13 protein-coding genes are annotated in these 15,723 nt (G+C 72.3%); 2 read left to right on the top strand and 11 right to left on the bottom strand.

Annotated features, from left to right (window positions below):
* Nucleotides 1-17: 17 nt before the first annotated feature.
* The 10 genes from OUY22_RS18075 to OUY22_RS18030 form a co-directional block, all read right to left on the bottom strand.
* A complete protein-coding gene (locus tag OUY22_RS18075) occupies nucleotides 18-971 on the bottom strand; it encodes an electron transfer flavoprotein subunit alpha/FixB family protein (protein ID WP_270156180.1) in 954 nt (317 codons plus the stop codon).
* A 19-nt stretch (nucleotides 972-990) separates the two neighbouring features.
* A complete protein-coding gene (locus OUY22_RS18070) occupies nucleotides 991-1,770 on the bottom strand; it encodes an electron transfer flavoprotein subunit beta/FixA family protein (protein ID WP_270156179.1) in 780 nt (259 codons plus the stop codon).
* Nucleotides 1,771-1,988: 218 nt separating this feature from the next.
* Nucleotides 1,989-3,215: a serine/threonine-protein kinase gene (locus OUY22_RS18065; protein WP_270156178.1), complete on the bottom strand. Its 1,227-nt coding sequence runs from the start codon at nucleotides 3,213-3,215 to the stop codon at nucleotides 1,989-1,991.
* A gap of 36 nt (nucleotides 3,216-3,251) precedes the next feature.
* A complete protein-coding gene (locus OUY22_RS18060; protein WP_270156177.1) occupies nucleotides 3,252-5,042 on the bottom strand; it encodes a serine/threonine-protein kinase in 1,791 nt (596 codons plus the stop codon).
* A 16-nt stretch (nucleotides 5,043-5,058) separates the two neighbouring features.
* Entirely contained in the window at nucleotides 5,059-7,293 is a 2,235-nt protein-coding gene (locus OUY22_RS18055) for a serine/threonine-protein kinase (protein ID WP_270156176.1), read from the bottom strand.
* 180 nt (nucleotides 7,294-7,473) lie between these two features.
* On the bottom strand, nucleotides 7,474-7,986 hold the full coding sequence (locus tag OUY22_RS18050) for a YbaK/EbsC family protein (protein WP_270156175.1): 513 nt from the start codon (nucleotides 7,984-7,986) through the stop codon (nucleotides 7,474-7,476).
* Nucleotides 7,987-8,046: 60 nt separating this feature from the next.
* Nucleotides 8,047-9,597, bottom strand: a complete 1,551-nt coding sequence (locus tag OUY22_RS18045) for a flavin monoamine oxidase family protein (protein ID WP_270156174.1) — start codon at nucleotides 9,595-9,597, stop codon at nucleotides 8,047-8,049.
* 165 nt (nucleotides 9,598-9,762) lie between these two features.
* On the bottom strand, nucleotides 9,763-10,605 hold the full coding sequence (locus OUY22_RS18040) for a M55 family metallopeptidase (protein WP_270156173.1): 843 nt from the start codon (nucleotides 10,603-10,605) through the stop codon (nucleotides 9,763-9,765).
* Nucleotides 10,606-10,732: 127 nt separating this feature from the next.
* Nucleotides 10,733-11,938 (bottom strand): DUF6395 domain-containing protein, encoded by a 1,206-nt coding sequence (locus OUY22_RS18035; protein ID WP_270156172.1) that lies wholly within the window; start codon nucleotides 11,936-11,938, stop codon nucleotides 10,733-10,735.
* Complete coding sequence (locus tag OUY22_RS18030) at nucleotides 11,929-12,321, bottom strand: hypothetical protein (RefSeq protein WP_270156171.1); 393 nt, start codon at nucleotides 12,319-12,321, stop codon at nucleotides 11,929-11,931. Before OUY22_RS18030 ends, OUY22_RS18035 begins: the two co-directional genes overlap by 10 nt.
* 194 nt (nucleotides 12,322-12,515) lie before the next feature.
* Here OUY22_RS18030 and OUY22_RS18025 point away from each other — a divergent pair, with 194 nt between their 5' ends.
* Nucleotides 12,516-13,856 carry a glycoside hydrolase family 30 protein gene (locus OUY22_RS18025; protein WP_270156170.1) on the top strand — a complete coding sequence of 447 codons (1,341 nt, stop codon included), beginning with the start codon at nucleotides 12,516-12,518 and terminating at the stop codon, nucleotides 13,854-13,856.
* Complete coding sequence (locus OUY22_RS18020; protein ID WP_270156169.1) at nucleotides 13,853-14,926, top strand: endo-1,4-beta-xylanase; 1,074 nt, start codon at nucleotides 13,853-13,855, stop codon at nucleotides 14,924-14,926. Before OUY22_RS18025 ends, OUY22_RS18020 begins: the two co-directional genes overlap by 4 nt.
* On the opposite strand, the gene OUY22_RS18015 is transcribed toward OUY22_RS18020, so the two are convergent.
* A complete protein-coding gene (locus OUY22_RS18015; RefSeq protein WP_270156168.1) occupies nucleotides 14,923-15,696 on the bottom strand; it encodes an enoyl-CoA hydratase/isomerase family protein in 774 nt (257 codons plus the stop codon). The genes OUY22_RS18020 and OUY22_RS18015 overlap by 4 nt on opposite strands.
* Between the last annotated feature and the right edge of the window lie 27 nt (nucleotides 15,697-15,723).

Raw genomic sequence — 15,723 nt, 5'->3', positions numbered from 1 at the left:
TCATGCGAGCGGAGTGGTCACTTGCGCTTGTCGACCTCTTCGGTGAGCTGCGGGACCACCTGGTGGAGGTCGCCCACGATGCCGTAGTCGGCGAGCTCGAAGATCGGCGCCTCCGGGTCCTTGTTGATCGCCACGATGGTCTTGGCGGTCTGCATGCCGGCCCGGTGCTGGATGGCGCCGGAGATCCCGGCCGCGATGTAGAGCTGCGGCGAGACGGTCTTGCCGGTCTGGCCCACCTGGAACTGGTGCGGGTACCAGCCGGCGTCCGTGGCGGCGCGGGAGGCGCCCACGGCCGCGCCCAGGGCGTCGGCCAGGCCCTCGATGACCGAGAAGTTCTCGGCCGAGCCCACGCCGCGGCCGCCGGAGACCACGATCGCGGCCTCGGTCAGCTCGGGGCGGGCGCCCTTCTCCTGCTTGACCCGCTCGACGATGCGGGCGGACTTGGCGGCGTCGGACAGCGAGACCGACACCTCCTCCTCCGCGCCGGCGCCGGCGGCGGCCTCGGGCGCGGTGGAGTTGGGGCGCACGGCCACGATCGGGGTGCCCCTGCTCACCTTGGACTGGACGTTCACGCCGCCGCCGAAGATGGACTGCTCGGCCACGAAGCCGTCGCCGAGGCCCACGGCGTCGGTGATGACACCCGAGTCGATCTTGACGGCCAGCCGGCCGGCCACTTCCTTGCCCTCGGCGGTGGCGGCTACCAGCACGGCCGCGGCGGACTTGCCGGCGACGAGCTGGGCGAGCAGCTCGGCCTTGGGCCCGACCACGTAACCGGTGATCTCCTCGGAGCCGGCCACGTAGATCTTCTCGGCGCCGTACTCGGCCAGCTTGGCCTTGGCGTCCGGGGTGTAGCCGGGGCCCGCCCAGACGGCGGCGGGCGTGCCGAGCCCGCGGGCCAGGGTCAGCAGCTCCAGCGTGACCTTCTTGACCTCGCCGTCGACCTGCTCGACGAGAACGAGAATCTCCGACATATCAGTAAAACCCCCGTTCTCAGATGAACTTCTTGGACGCGAGGAACTCGGCGACCTTGGCGCCGCCGTCGCCCTCGTCCTTGACGACCGTCCCGGCGGCGCGCGGTGGGGCCTGGGCGAAGTCGACGACCTGCGACCAGGAGGAGTCGAGGCCCACCTGGCCGGCGTCGATCTCGGCGTCGGCCACGCCCAGCGTCTCGACCGGCTTCTTCTTGGCCGCCATGATGCCCTTGAAGGACGGGTAGCGCGGCTCGTTGATCTTCTCCACCACGGACACGACGGCGGGCAGCGAGGCCTCGACCCGGTCGAAGCCGTAGTCGGTGATCCGCTGGATCTTGATGGACGTGCCGTCGATCTCGACCTTGTTGGCCAGGGTGAGCTGCGGCGCGCCGAGCCGCTCGGCGAGCATCGCGGGCAGCACGCCGGTGCGCGCGTCGGTGGACTCCGAGCCCAGGATGACCAGGTCGAACCCGATCTTCTTCAGGGCCTGCGCCATGGCGTAGGAGGTGCCGAGCGCGTCGGAGCCGTGCAGCGCGTCGTCCAGGAGGTGGACGGCCTTGTCGGCGCCCATGGCCAGGGCCTTGCGGATGGTCTCGGTGGCCTTGCCCGGACCCATGGTGAGGACGGTCACCTCACCGCCGTGGGCCTCCTTGAGCTTGAGCGCCTCCTCGACGGCGTACTCGTCGAGCTCGTTCACCACGCCGTCGACCGCGTCGCGGTCGAGGGTCTTGTCATCGGACCTCAGCTTGCGCTCGGTCGCCGTGTCGGGGACCTGCTTCACGCAGACGACAATGTTCATGGCCGGTGGCCGACCTCCCATGTTCGCGTGCGCCGCCGCGAGCGGTCGGCGCCGGATGTCCTGTCCAGACTGCCAGGGCCCCATCGGCGTGATGACAGCGGGTGCCCCGACGCCATGTTACCCACGGGTAGCTTACGCGCGAAGATACGGTTCCGCGCGCAACCCCCACCATACCGAGCTTTGTTCCGCTGGTTCAGCGCGGCCCTGGTCACCCCGCCTCAGGCGGTGAACAGGAACACCAGGCCGAGAACCAGCGCCGTGCCCGCGAACAACGCCAGCACGGGAGTGCTGAAGAACGCGCTCAGCCCCACCGCCAGCCCCACCGCCCCGGCCACGCCCAAGGCGTCCGCGACGACCCTGCCCTTGGTGAGCGGGCCGCGCGAGAACAGCGCGAACCCCGCGTCCACCACCACTGCCAGGGAGAACGTCGCGAGCAGGAACAGCGCCACCTCCGGCAGCGGCTCGGTGGTCGCGGCCGCGAGCAGCGCCACGAACACCGCCGAGCCGGCCAGCCAGCGCCTGCGCACCTTCTCCCGGTGGCGCGCCCTGGCCTCCTCCGCCGAGCGCTCGCGACCCGCCCTGGCGGGCTGCCACGCGCGCGTCTCCATGTGGTGGACATCACGGCCGGAGCCGCGCGCCGTACCCACCGGGAGCCGCGACAGGCGACGGGGCCGCTCCGTCACCTCGACGCCCAGCCGCGCGCACACGTCGGCGGCCGACGGCCGCGCCGCCGGGTCGGTGGCGAGGCACTGGGCCAGCAGCGGCTCCAGCCAGCCGGGCACGCCCTCCAGGTCGGGCTCGTGGTGGACGACGCGGTAGGCGACCGCCGACGCGGGCCCCGTCCCGTACGGGTGACGCCCGGTGGCGGCGTAGGCCAGCGTCGCGCCGAAGGAGAACACGTCGGCCGCCGGTCCCGCCTCCCCGCCCTCCAGCACCTCCGGGGCTAAGTAGCCGGGGGTGCCGACCACCGCGCCGGAGGCGGTGACCGACAGCGAGTCGAGCGCGTGCGCGATGCCGAAGTCGATGACGACCGGCTCGCCCTCGCTCATCATCACGTTGGCCGGCTTGAGATCGCGGTGCACCACCCCCGCGTCGTGCATGGCCGCCAGCGCCTCCGCCAGCCCGGTGGCCAGCAGGCGCAGCTCGGCCACCGGCACGGGCACCGCGCTGAGCGGCCTGCCCTGCACGTAGCGGGTGACGAGGTAGGGCCGGTCGACGTCGAGCGAGGCGTCGAGCACCTCCGCGACGTTCCTGCCGCCCACCCGCCGCATGGTCTCGACCTCGCGGGCCAGCCGGGCCAGCGCCGCCGAGTCGGCCGCGACGTGCGGATGGAGCACCTTGACCGCGACCGTGCGGCCCTCGGGGTCGAGGGCCAGGTGCACTGCGCCGAACCCGCCCGATCCCAGCCGGGACAGGAGCTGGTAGGGGCCGAGGTGCTCGCTCATACCCCTACTTCTCCCCACGACGGCCGCGGGGGACACTCACGACCAGGGTGACAGGAAGCCCAGCCCCAACTCTCTCATGAGGTCGTCGACCAGGCCGGTGATCAGCCCTGTCGCGCTGTCCTGGGCGCGGGTGGTCAGTTCCTCGATGACGGTCTCGGGGGCCCGCCACGGCTCCCACGACGGCGTGCCGCCCACCGCGTACATCACCGCGAACAGCGCGACCGTGCCCATCACCAGGGCCGCCACCGAGGCCGCCCCCGGCGAGCGCAGCACTCCGGTGAGCGTGCGGGTGACCGCCTTGCGCGGCGCGCCGCCGCCGGGCAGCACGAACAGGCCGGCCACGAGCGCGCCCGCCGCGTACGCCGCCGCCTCGTTCACCCCCAGCCCGCCGCCCCAGCGCAGCACGCCCCAGACGCACACGCCGAAGAGGATCGCCAGCGGCACCTGCACCACGCTCACCAGCGTGGCCTTGACCAGCGCCCACGGCGTGCCGACCAGAACCAGCAGCGGGTCGGCGGCGCTGCTGCCGCGCACCTGGCGCCGCTGCACCATGTCGCCGAACAGGTTCTCGCCCACCCGCAGCACCAGCGCCAGCACGATGGCGATCGCGCTCACCATGACCGGCATCATCACCGCGAGCGCGACCAGCGTGACCAGGGCGAGCAGCGCGACGAACTGACTGCCCACGAGATACCGCTTGCGCTCGCCGGACGGCGTGGGGGCGGGCGGCGGCGCGTAGGTACGGGGCTTCGGCTGGGCCTGGGCCCGCTGCTGCGGCTGCGCGTACGAGGGCGGCGGCGCGGGATAGCCCGCGACCCGCTGGTCGGGCCACGGCGGCCGGGCCGTGACCGGGGCGGGCACGTACGGCGGCGGCTTCTCCTCCCGGGACGGCCGGCTCGGCCGTTCGTACTGGACGGGCGGCAGCAGGTCGGAGAAGTTCTCCATGATCTTCGTCCGGCCGAACAGCCGCTTGGTCACCCCCTGCCGCTCCTCGGCCGGGGACTCGTTGAACGTGGTGACCGCCGGGTCCAGCGCCCTGGCCATGCGCAGCAGCTCGCGGGCGTCGGGCCGGGCCTCGGGTTCGACCTGGAGCGCGCGGGTCAGCCAGCCGCGCAGCCACGCGGGCGCCTTGTCGAGCTGCGCCCGGCCTTCCATGATGTTGAAGCACACCGCCTCGAACGAGCCGGTGCCGAACGGCGGCACCCCGGTCGCGGCGAAGAACACTGTCGAGGCCAGCGAGTGCACGTCGGCCCGCTGCGTGATCTCGGTGTCCCGGATGATCTCCGGCGCAAGATAGCCCGGCGTGCCGACGAACATGCCCGTCTGGGTCAGCCGGGTCGCGTTGACCAGGTGGGCGATGCCGAAGTCGATGACCAGCGGCTCGCCGTCGACGAGCATCACGTTGGACGGCTTGAAGTCTCGGTGGATCACGTCCGCCGCGTGGATGGCGACCAGCGCCTGGCACAGGCCCTGCGCGAGCCTGATGAGCTCGCGCGCGCCGAGCGGCCCGTCGGACAGCACGGTCTCCTCGAGCGTGCGGCCCGGCGCGAACCGGGTCACCACGTACGGCTGGCCCCCCACCAGCTCGGCGTCGAGCACCTCGGCGACGTGCGGGCTGCGCACCCGGCGCATCGTCTCGACCTCGCGGGTGAGCCGGTCGCGCGCCTTCAGGTCCGCGGCCACGTGCGGATGCAGGACCTTGATGGCGACCTCGCGGCCGTCACCGTCGATGCCGAGGTGCACCACCCCCATGCCGCCTTCGCCGATCTTCCTGACCAGCCGGTACGGGCCGAGCCGCTCTGGCGTCTGGGTGTTGCCCGCGCTCATCGCCATCGTCCCCGTGTCATCCCCCCGTGTCTCCCTTCAGCTTGCCCAGCAGATCGACCACGGGCCCGACGTTCACCGGAGTCCATATGGCTCTCCTAGCGTTGTCCCCGAATGTGCCGTAAGCGAGGATCAGCGAGAGTGCGGCCACCGCCGCGAGCGCTCCCGCCATCACCATCGCCGCTGTTCTCGAGGGTACGAGCGATGAGAGCGTCCTGCGCATCTGACGCCCCGGGCCCTCGACCCCGGGACCCGCGCACACCGTCCACAGCGCCACCGCCGCGCCCCAGGCCAGCGCGTTGTACGGGCTCATGCCGGCCGCCACCGTGAGCAGGAGCGTCACAGGCGTGCCGAGGACGATCGCGTACAGGCCCAGGGCGAGCGTGACGCCCGCCGACTTGGCCAGCGCCTTCGGATGGGCGAACACCCTGACCACGTCCAGCGCGGCGGAGCCCGTCGAGCGGCGGGCCGTCAGCTCGGGCTGGGCCAGGTCGGCGGCGCGCAGCAGCACCGCGAACGGCAGCGACACCAGGGCCACCAGCACCGGCGCCCGCGCGGCCAGCACGATCATGATGATGAGCAGCATCCCGCCCGCCACCCCGTAGGCGGCCGATCGCTGCAGCGCCTGGCCGGGGCGGGCGCCGGGGACGAACGGCTCCCGCTTGGTCTGCGGGTCGGGAGGGTACTGGGCCTGCGGCGGGATGTAGGGAGGCGGCGGCGCGGGGGCGCCCCTGCCGTAGTCGGGGGCCTCGGGACGCACCCTCCTGGTGGGCACGTCCTGCGCCTCCGGCCGCACCCGCCGGGTCGGCACGTCGGCCTCCGGCACGTGCTGCCCGGCCGGGGCCTGCTGCTGCCAGGGGGCGGGCGGCTGGGCGTCGCGCTGCATCTGGCGCAGTTCCTCCGGGCTCACCCTGCGGGTCGGCCACGGGTCGCCCTCTCCGGGAAGCAGGGAGACGTACTGCTGGTCGGAGGCCGGGGGTGGGACGCGGGAGTCATGCCCTTCGACGAGCTTGCGCGGCGTCACGGCGGGCGTGGAGACCTCCCACGCGGGCTTGTCACCGCCGCCCGTACCGCCTGTGCCGCCCGGCCCGTGCGCCGGCGGACCGCTGAGCAGGCTCTGCGCCGGCCCCTGCGGCCCGCCGCCCGGTTCGTGCGAGCCGCCCGCACCCTGCGGGCCGCTCGGGAGGACGGACTGAGGGCCGCTGCCGGGAACCGCGGGGCCGTTGCCCGGAAACGCGGCCTGAGGGCCGCTACTGGGAAACGCGGACTGGGGGCCACTGCCGGGAAAGGCCGCCTGGGGGCCGCTACCGGGAAAGGCCGCCTGGGGGCCGCTGCCGGCCGGCGGGACGGAGGGCACGCCGCGGAGCCCGCCGGGCGCGGGCGTGGTGGGCCCTTCGTACGGAGGCCGCGCGGCCGCGTCGGGGTGCGGCACCGTGGAGATCTCGTCGGGGACCGGCAGGCCCGCCCTGGGCATCAGCCTGGCCACCTGCTCGGCCAGCTCCGCCGCCTTCGGCCGCTTGGCGGGGTTGCGCTGGAAGGCGGCCTTGAGCAGCGGCTGGAGCGCCGCCGGGGCGGCCGCCACGTCGGCCTTGCCCGCGGTGATGTTGTAGAACACCATCTCCAGCGTGCCCTTGCCGAACGGCGGCTGGCCGGTGCCGGCGTAGAGCAGCGTGCCGGCCCAGGCGTGCACGTCGACCTCGGGCCCGGCCTCCTGCCCTTCGATGATCTCGGGCGCGAGGTAGCCGGGGGTGCCGATGAACATGCCGGTCTGGGTGAGCCGGGTCGCGTCGACCGCCTGCGCGATGCCGAAGTCGATCAGGACGGGCTCGCCGTCGAGGATCAGCACGTTGCCCGGCTTGAGGTCGCGGTGGATCACCCCGACCGAGTGGACGGCGGCCAGCGCGGCGGCCACCCCGTGGCCGACCTTGAGCAGCGCGGGCAGGTCGAGCGGGCCTTCGTCCTTGACGATCTCGTCGAGCGAGCGGCCGGCGACGTACCGGGTGACGATGTAGGGGCGGTGGCCGGTCACGTCGGCGTCGATCACCTCGGCGATGTACGCGCTGCGCACCCGCCGCATGGTCTCGACCTCGCGCGAGAGCCGGCGCCTGGCGACCTCGTCACCGGCGACCTCGGCACGCAGGACCTTGACCGCCACCTGGCGTCCCTGGGGATCGACGGCGAGATGGACCACGCCCATGCCGCCCTCGCCGAGCCGTCTGAGCAGCCGGTAGGGCCCTAGTCGGTCATCGTTCATGGCATGAAGCACCATATCGGCTTAATCTCCGCCCACGAGATGAACCACGAGGCCACATTCCCACTCGTACAACGTCCAGATCGGGGTCATTGGTTTCCCCTCCAACGGTCTCGGTTCGGAAACGGGCCTGCCGCCTGCGTCTCACCCCCCGCCCGATCGGTCACCGCCCCCGCGGCCCCGTCAGATGGTCAGGGAGAGCACCTCCGCTCCCTTCAGCCCGGCCAGGGCGGCTCCTGGGACGGCGAGCTTGGACCGGCGCAGGCCGCTGCCGATGACCACCTCGGGATGTTCGGCGACCCGGGTGTCGACCAGGATCGGCCAGTCGGCGGGCAGGCCGATCGGGGTGATGCCGCCGTACTCCATCCCGGTGAGCTCGACCGCCTCGTCCATCGGGGCGAAGCTGGCCTTGCGGGCGGCCAGATGCCGCCGCACCACCCCGTTGACGTCGGCCCGCGTCGTGGCCAGGACCATGCAGGCGGCGTAGCGGACCTCGGCGCCGCGCCGGCCGGCGACGACCACGCAGTTGGCCGAGGCGTCCATGGCCACGCCGTAGCGCTCGCAGAACGCGGCCGTGTCGGCCAGCCCGGGGTCGATCTCCGCGACCCGCGCGCCCTCAACCTGTCCGATCGCCCGCGCCACCGGATCGGCCAGCAGGTCGGTCCGGCCGGCGGCCGGAACCCAGTGCAACGTCATCCCATCTCCTCGATCGCTCCTCCCAGGACCCTACGTCGGTCCCGCGAGCAGCGGGTGGCGTCACCCTGACTGCAACACGCGTTTGTGCAGCTCAGTGACAGCGCCACGGGCGGATTCCATCGCTCCGGCCAGCCAGGCGGTCAGCCGGGTGAGCCAGTCGCCCGCGAAGTAGACCCTTCCGCTGGGACGTTGCAGAAGAGTGAAGGACGAATCAAAGGCGGGCCAGCTCGCCCAGCCGCCCTGGATGTGCTCCTGCCGCTCCCAGGCGATGGAGACGGAGGACAGCACGCCGGTGCGGTACTTCTCGCCGAAGATCTTCTTGCCCTGGGTGAGCGCGCGGCGGCGGCGGTCGTCGGGGGTGAGGGCGCCGTACAGCTCGGCGTCCGGCCCGTGGTTGTAGTAACCGACCAGCAGGCCGCGCTCGCCGTGGTAGCCGTACGAGGGATGGAAGACGCGTGCGATGTCCAGGTCGGTGTAGGTGACGCCGCCGTAGATCCGGTCCTCCAGCTCCCACCAGCGGCGGTCGTACTCCAGGCCGATCTTCCCGGTGGTCATGGGGGTGGGGACTCGCAGCGCGGCGGTGACGTCCGCGCCCAGGTTGTGCGGGATCTTGGCGAGCAGGTGGGGCGGCAGGGTGGCGATGCAGTAGTCGGCCTTGATCCGGCCGCCGTCCCAGGTGACCTCGACCCCGTCGGGCAGGTCGGTGATCCGGGTGACCTTGGCGCCGGTGGTGATCCGGTCCGCGCCGACGGCCTCCACCAGCCTGGTGACGATCGTGTCCATGCCGCCGACGACCTGGAACATGGGGCTGGCCTGGTCGTTGCCGAAGTCGTTGGTGATGGCCCTGCCGGTGCCCGCGGCGAGCACCTGCGTCAGGCTGCCGGGTGGGGGGAGCGGGACGCCCTCGTCGAGGACCGGGTAGTCGACGAATCCGCGGCGGGGGGAGCCCTCGTAACCGAGCTTGGGGCCCAGGTCGCCGAAGCGGCGCAGGAAGGTGAGCAGCCGGTCCCGGTCCTCGGCGGTGAGCTTGCGGTCGAGGGCGCCGGCGTCGGTGGCTTTGGCGAGGAGTTCGGCGACGTAGCCGTACATGTCGGCGCGGGCGGTGCGTTGGCGCACCGTCTGGCCCTCGGTGTGGATGTACGCCTGGGCGTTCCTGTTGACGAACGTCTCGATGGGGATGCCCAGCTCGCGGCAGTAGTCCAGGGTCACCATCCACTGCGCGATCCGCGCCGGGCCGGCGTTGAAGTAGAGGCCCTCGCCCAGCTTGACCTCCTGGGCGGGGCCGTTCAGCTCGGTCAGCCGGTCGCCGCCGCGCAGGGTGAGGTTGCGCCCGCCGGCCTTGGCCCTGGCCTCCAGCAGCGTGCAGTCGTAGCCCGCCTTGCCCAGCTCGTAGGCGGCGGTCAGCCCCGCCACGCCGGCGCCGAGTATCACCACCTTGGCCGCGCCGCGCCCCTGCAGGGAGAAGTCGCCCGGACTGGGCGGGGTGAAGGTCCTGTCCTGACCGTCGGGGGCCAGCCCGAGCGCGCCCATGGCGGCGTACATGGCGCCGGCGCCGCCCGCGGCCCCGATCCCCACCAGCAGTCCGCGCCTGGTCAGCTCCGCGCCTTCCATGCCACCCGCCTCCAGCCCTGGCCGCGCTGTCAGACCCGCGCGACGTCACGAACCCGCCCATGCTGCCGCCCCGAACCCCCGGACCGGCCGATCCCGCACCGGCCCGGAGCCCTGCGAACGCTGGAACCCTACGGCTCCCCGCCGCCGGTCCTCACGCGAGGGCCCTCACCCGTACGGGCCGCTGCCGCACGCCACCTGACCGCCGATCGTCGCGAAGACGCCGAACAGCGCCATGATCTGCGTGAAGTCGTCCGTCGTGAACTCGGTGTGCCGCGGCCCCGCCGTCTTCACCCCGGGAACCAGCGCCACGGCCGCCGCGATGGCCGTCGAGTTCCATTCCACCCCCAGCGTGTACGGGGGATCGATGGTATAGGGCGTGAAGTCGGTCAACCGGTTGAGCGCCCTGGCCATGGCCTCACAAATCCGTCCCTGGGCCACGCGCGGCGGCAGCAGCTCGGCGGAGAACTTGTCGATCCCCTTCTTGACCGCCACCGTCTCCACGTCGCCGAGCAGCTCGCGGGCCTCCTCGCCGACGGCCTCGTCACCGGTGACCAGCACCACCGGCACGCCGTGGAACCCGGCGCAGGCGGCCACCACCCGCGTCTCCCCGGCGACCTCGCCGTTGAGGTAGACGTTCTGGATCTCCTTGCCCATCCACGTGTGGTTGAGCACCCCGTGGCTCACCCCGGCCCGCGCGTGATAGCCGACGAAGGCGGCGGCCTGGAAGGACCCGTCGAGCCCCTGCGCCATCCGCTGCGCCTTGCCCGGCCCCCTGATCAGGGTCGCTCTCGGGTCCAGCAGGTCGATCCGCAGGTTCTTGGTCGAGCCGTGGGCGTCGTTGACCAGGACCTTCCCGGCGCCCGCGGCGAACGCGCCCTCGACGGCGGCGTTCGCGTCGGCCGTCATCAGCTCGCAGCCGCGCTCGTACCCGCGCTTGCCCGCGTGCATCTCCTCGGGGTCGGTCAGGCCGGTGACCCCTTCCATGTCGACGGAAAGGTAGACCTTCATATGCTCACTCCCACGCTGACACTCCCACGCTGACACTCCCTCGTTGACACTCCCTCGTTGACACTCCCCCGCTGACACTCCCCCGCTGACACTCCCCCGCTGATCACCGGGCGAGACGCTATCGGGTTCAGGAGCCCCAGGTCTCCACGCGGTGGATCTCCTTCTCCGTCATGAGCCCGACCTGGGCGGTCATGAAGGAGACCGCCTGGTCACGCCAGGGCTCCGGGATCTCGGCGAGCGCCGGGGGGTAGCAGTGGTCGAGCCAACTGGTCGACTCCTCGCTGGCCTCGAAGTACTCCAGGCAGCCGGCGAAGAGGGTGTGCTCGATCCCGGGGATGCGGGCCAGGCCGTACTCGACCATCTCCTGCCCCCCGTACGGGGGCGGGCGGAGCCACTTCCTGGCGCGGGGGTGGTCGGCGGTGAGCGGGGTGTCGAGCGGGCGGCGCTCGACGGCGGCCTGGATGAGCTCCTTGTAGAGGCACTTGGCGCAGGTCCGGCAGGGGCCGTCGGTGCCCTGGAGGCACCAGCGGACCTGCGCGGCCAGCTCCGAGCCCAGCGCCAGGCGCATGGTGACGGCCTCGCTCACGCCGCCGACGGGCAGGACGATGTGCACGCCCGCCGCGGCGAAGAGCCGGCACCACATCCCGTGCGGGGCCCACATGGGGTTGTCGGGGGTGAAGCGGTGCAGGTAGCGGCCGCCGCCGAGCCAGCGCGAGCCGATCTCGTACCCGAAGGCCAGCCCGCCCAGGCCCAGCAGGTCGGCGTTGAGCAGCGCGCCGGCCGCCACCGCGTGGTGTTCGGGGTAGCCGGGGCGGGGCTCGGCCAGCGTGTACTCCAGGTCGGAGCGCACCTCGGTGAGCGGCCGGCCCGTCTGGCGGGCGAGCCTGGCCAGCACCTCGGAGCGGTAGTGCGGCCACCGGTTCGGCACCCGGGGGTGCGGCGCCCGGCGGAAGTGGACGAACGGGGCGTCGGGATAGACCACGGCCGCCGCCACGGAGTCGGCGCCGCCGCTGTACGAGATCGCGAGCGTGTCGCCGGCGGGCCGCGGGTCCGCGCCGACCGGGCCGGCCTCGACGCCCCAGCCGTCGTGGAGCGCCCGCGCGAGCTCGGCGGAGATGGCCCGGTCGAAGGCGATCCGCCGCCTGGTCCAGGGCGCGACGACGGTCCAGGCGGCGACCGCGAACAGGTCGGGGTGGGCGTCGTCAGGCACGTTCGTGATCGTGCAGGAGTTCGTGGCCAGCTTGACGGGATACCCGTCGGCGGCCCTGCCGGTGATCTCGTCCTCGGGGTCCAGCCGGAACGTGAGGGTGCCTCCGGCCCAGGTCACGCGCACGGGTGCTGGTCCTCACGCGGGCGGGACGCGACACCCGGCGAGGTGCGGTCCTTGAGATCGTCGATCGCCTGCCAGATGAGGACCTCGTTCTGCAGCAGGCCGTCGAGGGCCTGGGCGGTCTCCCTGGCCAGGCGGTGGGCGTCGCCGGCGAGCCGCTGGGCGTCCGCGACGCCGGCCTGCGCCTTTTCGGGCGGCTGCCGTTTGACGGCGGTGCGCAGGCGTTCGACCTCGCCCTGGAGGGCGGCCATCTCACGCCGCAGCGTCCGCACCTCCCAGAGTGCATCCCTGATGTCCTGGCGATGGTCCGCGATGGAGATGTACCGGGAGTCGAACCACGAACGCACGGCCTGCCGCAGCCGCGCGGGAACGAGGACGCGCTTCATGAAAAGTCACCATAGTCGTTTGCATCCCGCCCATCCGGGCTCGGACCGGCCTGTGGCTGGATCGGTATGGGTCCGGCATCGTTTCGTCCCGGGCCGACTCCTGACACAGGTGTTGACGAAGCCGCCCGCGCACTTTACGTTTCCGGCTGGCGACGAAATATATCGTCGTGATTCCGAAAACTTTCGGAGGCGCCATGTTACGCGGCGTTGTCGCGGTCACCCTGCTCGGACTCACCGGCGTGAGCCCCGCGCCGCACGGGGACCCGCCGGCCGTCACCGTCCGGGAACACATCCGACACCAGGAGATCGACGGGTTCGGCATCTCGCAGGCCTTCAGGCGCAACGAGCTGCTGGAGGCGCTCACGCCCGCGCAGCGGCGCGAGATCCTCGACCTGTGGTTCCACCCGCGCAAGGGCGCGGGCCTGAGCATCCTGCGCCTGGGCATCGGCTCCTCGCCGGCCGGCAGCCCGTACGACCACATGGTCTCCCACCAGCCGGAGGACCCCGGCGGCCCGGACGCCCCGCCGCGCTACGTCTGGGACGGCGACGACAACAGCCAGGTGTGGGTCGCCAAGGAGGCGCAGCGCTACGGCGTCAAGCGGTTCTACGCCAACGCCTGGAGCGCGCCCGGCTACATGAAGGACAACGGCGACGACAAGAACGGCGGCACGCTCAAGCCGGAGTGGGCCAAGGCGTACGCCCGCTACCTGGTCGACTACACCAGGTTCTACAAGAAGGAAGGCATCAGGATCACCGACCTGGCCTTCACCAACGAGCCCGACTACACGGCCGTGTACGCCTCCATGCGCTTCACCCCCGAGCAGGCCGCCGCGTTCGTCAAGGTGCTCGGCCCGATCGCCCGGGGCATGAACGTGGTCTGCTGCGACTCCTTCGGCTGGGACGAGGCGCGGGCCTACACCCGGGCCATCGAGGCCGACCCGGAGGCCCGCCGCTGGGTCAAGGTCCACACCGGTCACACGTACGCCAGTCGCGTGGACGGCCCGCTGCCCACCAACCGCAAGGTCTGGATGTCGGAGTGGAACCCGGACGGCACCACCTGGAACGAGAACTGGGACGACGGCAGCGGCTACGACGGCATGACGATCGCCCTGGCCGTGCACGACGCGCTGACGCTCGGCCAGGCCAACGCCTACGTCTACTGGTTCGGCGCCTCACGCGGCGCGACCAGGGCGCTGATGCAGATCGACGACACGGCCGGGACCTACCGGGTGGCCAAGCGGTTCTGGGCGCTGGCGGCCTACGGCAGGTTCATCCGGCCGGGCGCGGTCCGGGTCGAGGCCGCGAGCGGCAACCCGGCGCTGAAGGTCTCGGCCTTCCGCAACCGTGACGGGTCCACGGTCACACAGGTGATCAACACCGGCGCCGAGCCGGTCGTCTGGCAGGGCGTGCGCGGCCGGGCGACCGCGTACCTGACCGACAGCACGCACGACCTCGCCCCCGTCCCCACCGCCGGCGGGAGCGTCACGCTCCAGCCGCGCTCGCTCACCACCGTCGTCGTCGGAGGCCATCGATGAGATCCCGGCTCGTCGCGCTCGCACTGGTGCTCGCCGTGCCCGCGCTCGCCCTGCCCGCGTCCGCCGCCCCCCGCGGGCAGGACGCCCCCAAGGGCCACCACCACGTGCGCGACCTGCGCGACCTGGCGCGCAAGAACGGCATCAGGATCGGCAGCGCCGTGGACGCGGCCGTGCTGCGGTCCGAGGCCGACTACCGCCGCGTGCTCAACCGCGAGTTCACCCACCTCACCGCCGAGAACGCGATGAAGTGGGAGAGCGTCGAGCCCGAGCGCGGCGTCTTCACCTGGGACGACGCGGACGCGGTGGTCGAGAACGCGCGCCGCAACGGCCAGCAGGTGCGCGGCCACACGCTGATCTGGCACAACCAGCTCCCCGCCTGGCTGACCAGCGGCGTGGCGGACGGCTCGATCGGCCCGGCCGAGCTCAGGACGATCCTGCGCGACCACATCCGCACCCAGGTCGGCCGCTACAAGGGCAAGATCCGGGCCTGGGACGTGGCCAACGAGGTGGTCGACGACGAGGGCAACCTGCGGCAGAGCATCTGGCTGGAGCACCTCGGCCCCGGCTACCTCGCCGACGCCTTCCGCTGGGCCCGCCAGGCCGACCCGCGCGCCAAGCTCTACCTGAACGACTACAACGTCGAGTGGAACCAGGGCAAGATCGACCGTTACCTGGCCCTGGTCAAGGAGCTGCAGGCGCAGCGGGTGCCGATCGACGGCATGGGGTTCCAGGGCCACCTGGGCATCCAGTACGACTACCCCGCCGGCTGGGCCGATGTCATGCGGAGCTTCGCCGACCTGGGCCTGGAGATCGCGGTCACCGAGATGGACGTGCGCATGGTGCTGCCCGTCACCCCCGAGAAGCTCGCCACCCAGGCCGAGTACTACAGCAGGGCGCTGGCCGACTGCCTGAGCGTCAAGGCGTGCCGCGAGTTCACGGTCTGGGGCTTCACCGACCGGCACTCGTGGGTCCCGGGCTGGTTCGAGGGTGAGGGCGCGGCCTGCATCCTCGACGAGGACCTGCGGCCCAAGCCCGCCTACCACGCCCTGCTGGCGACCAGGCGGCGCTAGCGCCCGGTGAAGCTGGGGGTGGACTTCTCGGCGAAGGCCGTCATGCCGTTCTTGGCGTCCTCCGTGGCGAACAGGCCGGAGAACTGGAGCCGCTCGATCTCCAGGCCGGTGTCGAGGTCCACCTCCAGCCCCCGGTCGACGGCCTGCTTGGCGGCCCGCAGCGCGATCGCCGGGCCGCCGGTGAAGGTGGCGGCCCAGTCGAGGGCGGCCTGGTGGACCTCGGCGTCGGGCACGACCCGGTCGACCAGGCCGATGGCCAGCGCCTCGGCGGCGGACACGTGGCGGCCGCTGTAGATCAGGTCCTTGGCCCGGGACGGGCCGATCAGACGCGGCAGCCTCTGGGTGCCGCCGGCGCCGGGGATGATGCCGAGCTGGATCTCAGGCTGGCCCAGCTTGGCGGACTCCCCGGCGACCCGGAAGTCGGCGCACAGGGCGAGCTCGCAGCCGCCGCCGAGCGCGTATCCCGTGATCGCGGCGATGACCGGCTTGCCGACGCGGGCCACCTCGGTGAAGCAGTCCTGGAGGGTGCGCGAGTGGCCCGACATGTCGGCGTACGACATGACGGCCATCTCCTTGATGTCGGCGCCCGCGGCGAACACCCGCTCGCCGCCGTAGATCACTACGGCGCCCACCCCCGGGTCGGCGTCCACCTGACGGGCCGCCTCGGCGATCTCCAGCTGCACCTGGGCGTTGAGCGCGTTCATCTTCGGACGGTCCAGTCGGATCGTGGCGATCTGGTCGGCCACCTCGACGCGTACGTACTCAGCCATGCTGCGCACCCTATCGCCCGCCCCTTC

The organism is Nonomuraea corallina (genome assembly GCF_027620315.1).
In the GTDB taxonomy this organism is placed as follows: domain Bacteria; phylum Actinomycetota; class Actinomycetes; order Streptosporangiales; family Streptosporangiaceae; genus Nonomuraea; species Nonomuraea corallina.
This window is presented reverse-complemented; position numbering and strand designations above follow the sequence as displayed.

Excerpts from the sequence above, each read along its gene's own strand:
- OUY22_RS18075 (WP_270156180.1), bottom strand. The coding sequence starts at position 971 with ATGTCGGAGATTCTCGTTCTCGTCGAGCAGGTCGACGGCGAGGTCAAG.
- OUY22_RS18070 (WP_270156179.1), bottom strand. The coding sequence starts at position 1,770 with ATGAACATTGTCGTCTGCGTGAAGCAGGTCCCCGACACGGCGACCGAG.
- OUY22_RS18065 (WP_270156178.1), bottom strand. The coding sequence starts at position 3,215 with ATGAGCGAGCACCTCGGCCCCTACCAGCTCCTGTCCCGGCTGGGATCG.
- OUY22_RS18060 (WP_270156177.1), bottom strand. The coding sequence starts at position 5,042 with ATGAGCGCGGGCAACACCCAGACGCCAGAGCGGCTCGGCCCGTACCGG.
- OUY22_RS18055 (WP_270156176.1), bottom strand. The coding sequence starts at position 7,293 with ATGAACGATGACCGACTAGGGCCCTACCGGCTGCTCAGACGGCTCGGC.
- OUY22_RS18050 (WP_270156175.1), bottom strand. The coding sequence starts at position 7,986 with ATGACGTTGCACTGGGTTCCGGCCGCCGGCCGGACCGACCTGCTGGCC.
- OUY22_RS18045 (WP_270156174.1), bottom strand. The coding sequence starts at position 9,597 with ATGGAAGGCGCGGAGCTGACCAGGCGCGGACTGCTGGTGGGGATCGGG.
- OUY22_RS18040 (WP_270156173.1), bottom strand. The coding sequence starts at position 10,605 with ATGAAGGTCTACCTTTCCGTCGACATGGAAGGGGTCACCGGCCTGACC.
- OUY22_RS18030 (WP_270156171.1), bottom strand. The coding sequence starts at position 12,321 with ATGAAGCGCGTCCTCGTTCCCGCGCGGCTGCGGCAGGCCGTGCGTTCG.
- OUY22_RS18025 (WP_270156170.1), top strand. The coding sequence starts at position 12,516 with ATGTTACGCGGCGTTGTCGCGGTCACCCTGCTCGGACTCACCGGCGTG.
- OUY22_RS18020 (WP_270156169.1), top strand. The coding sequence starts at position 13,853 with ATGAGATCCCGGCTCGTCGCGCTCGCACTGGTGCTCGCCGTGCCCGCG.
- OUY22_RS18015 (WP_270156168.1), bottom strand. The coding sequence starts at position 15,696 with ATGGCTGAGTACGTACGCGTCGAGGTGGCCGACCAGATCGCCACGATC.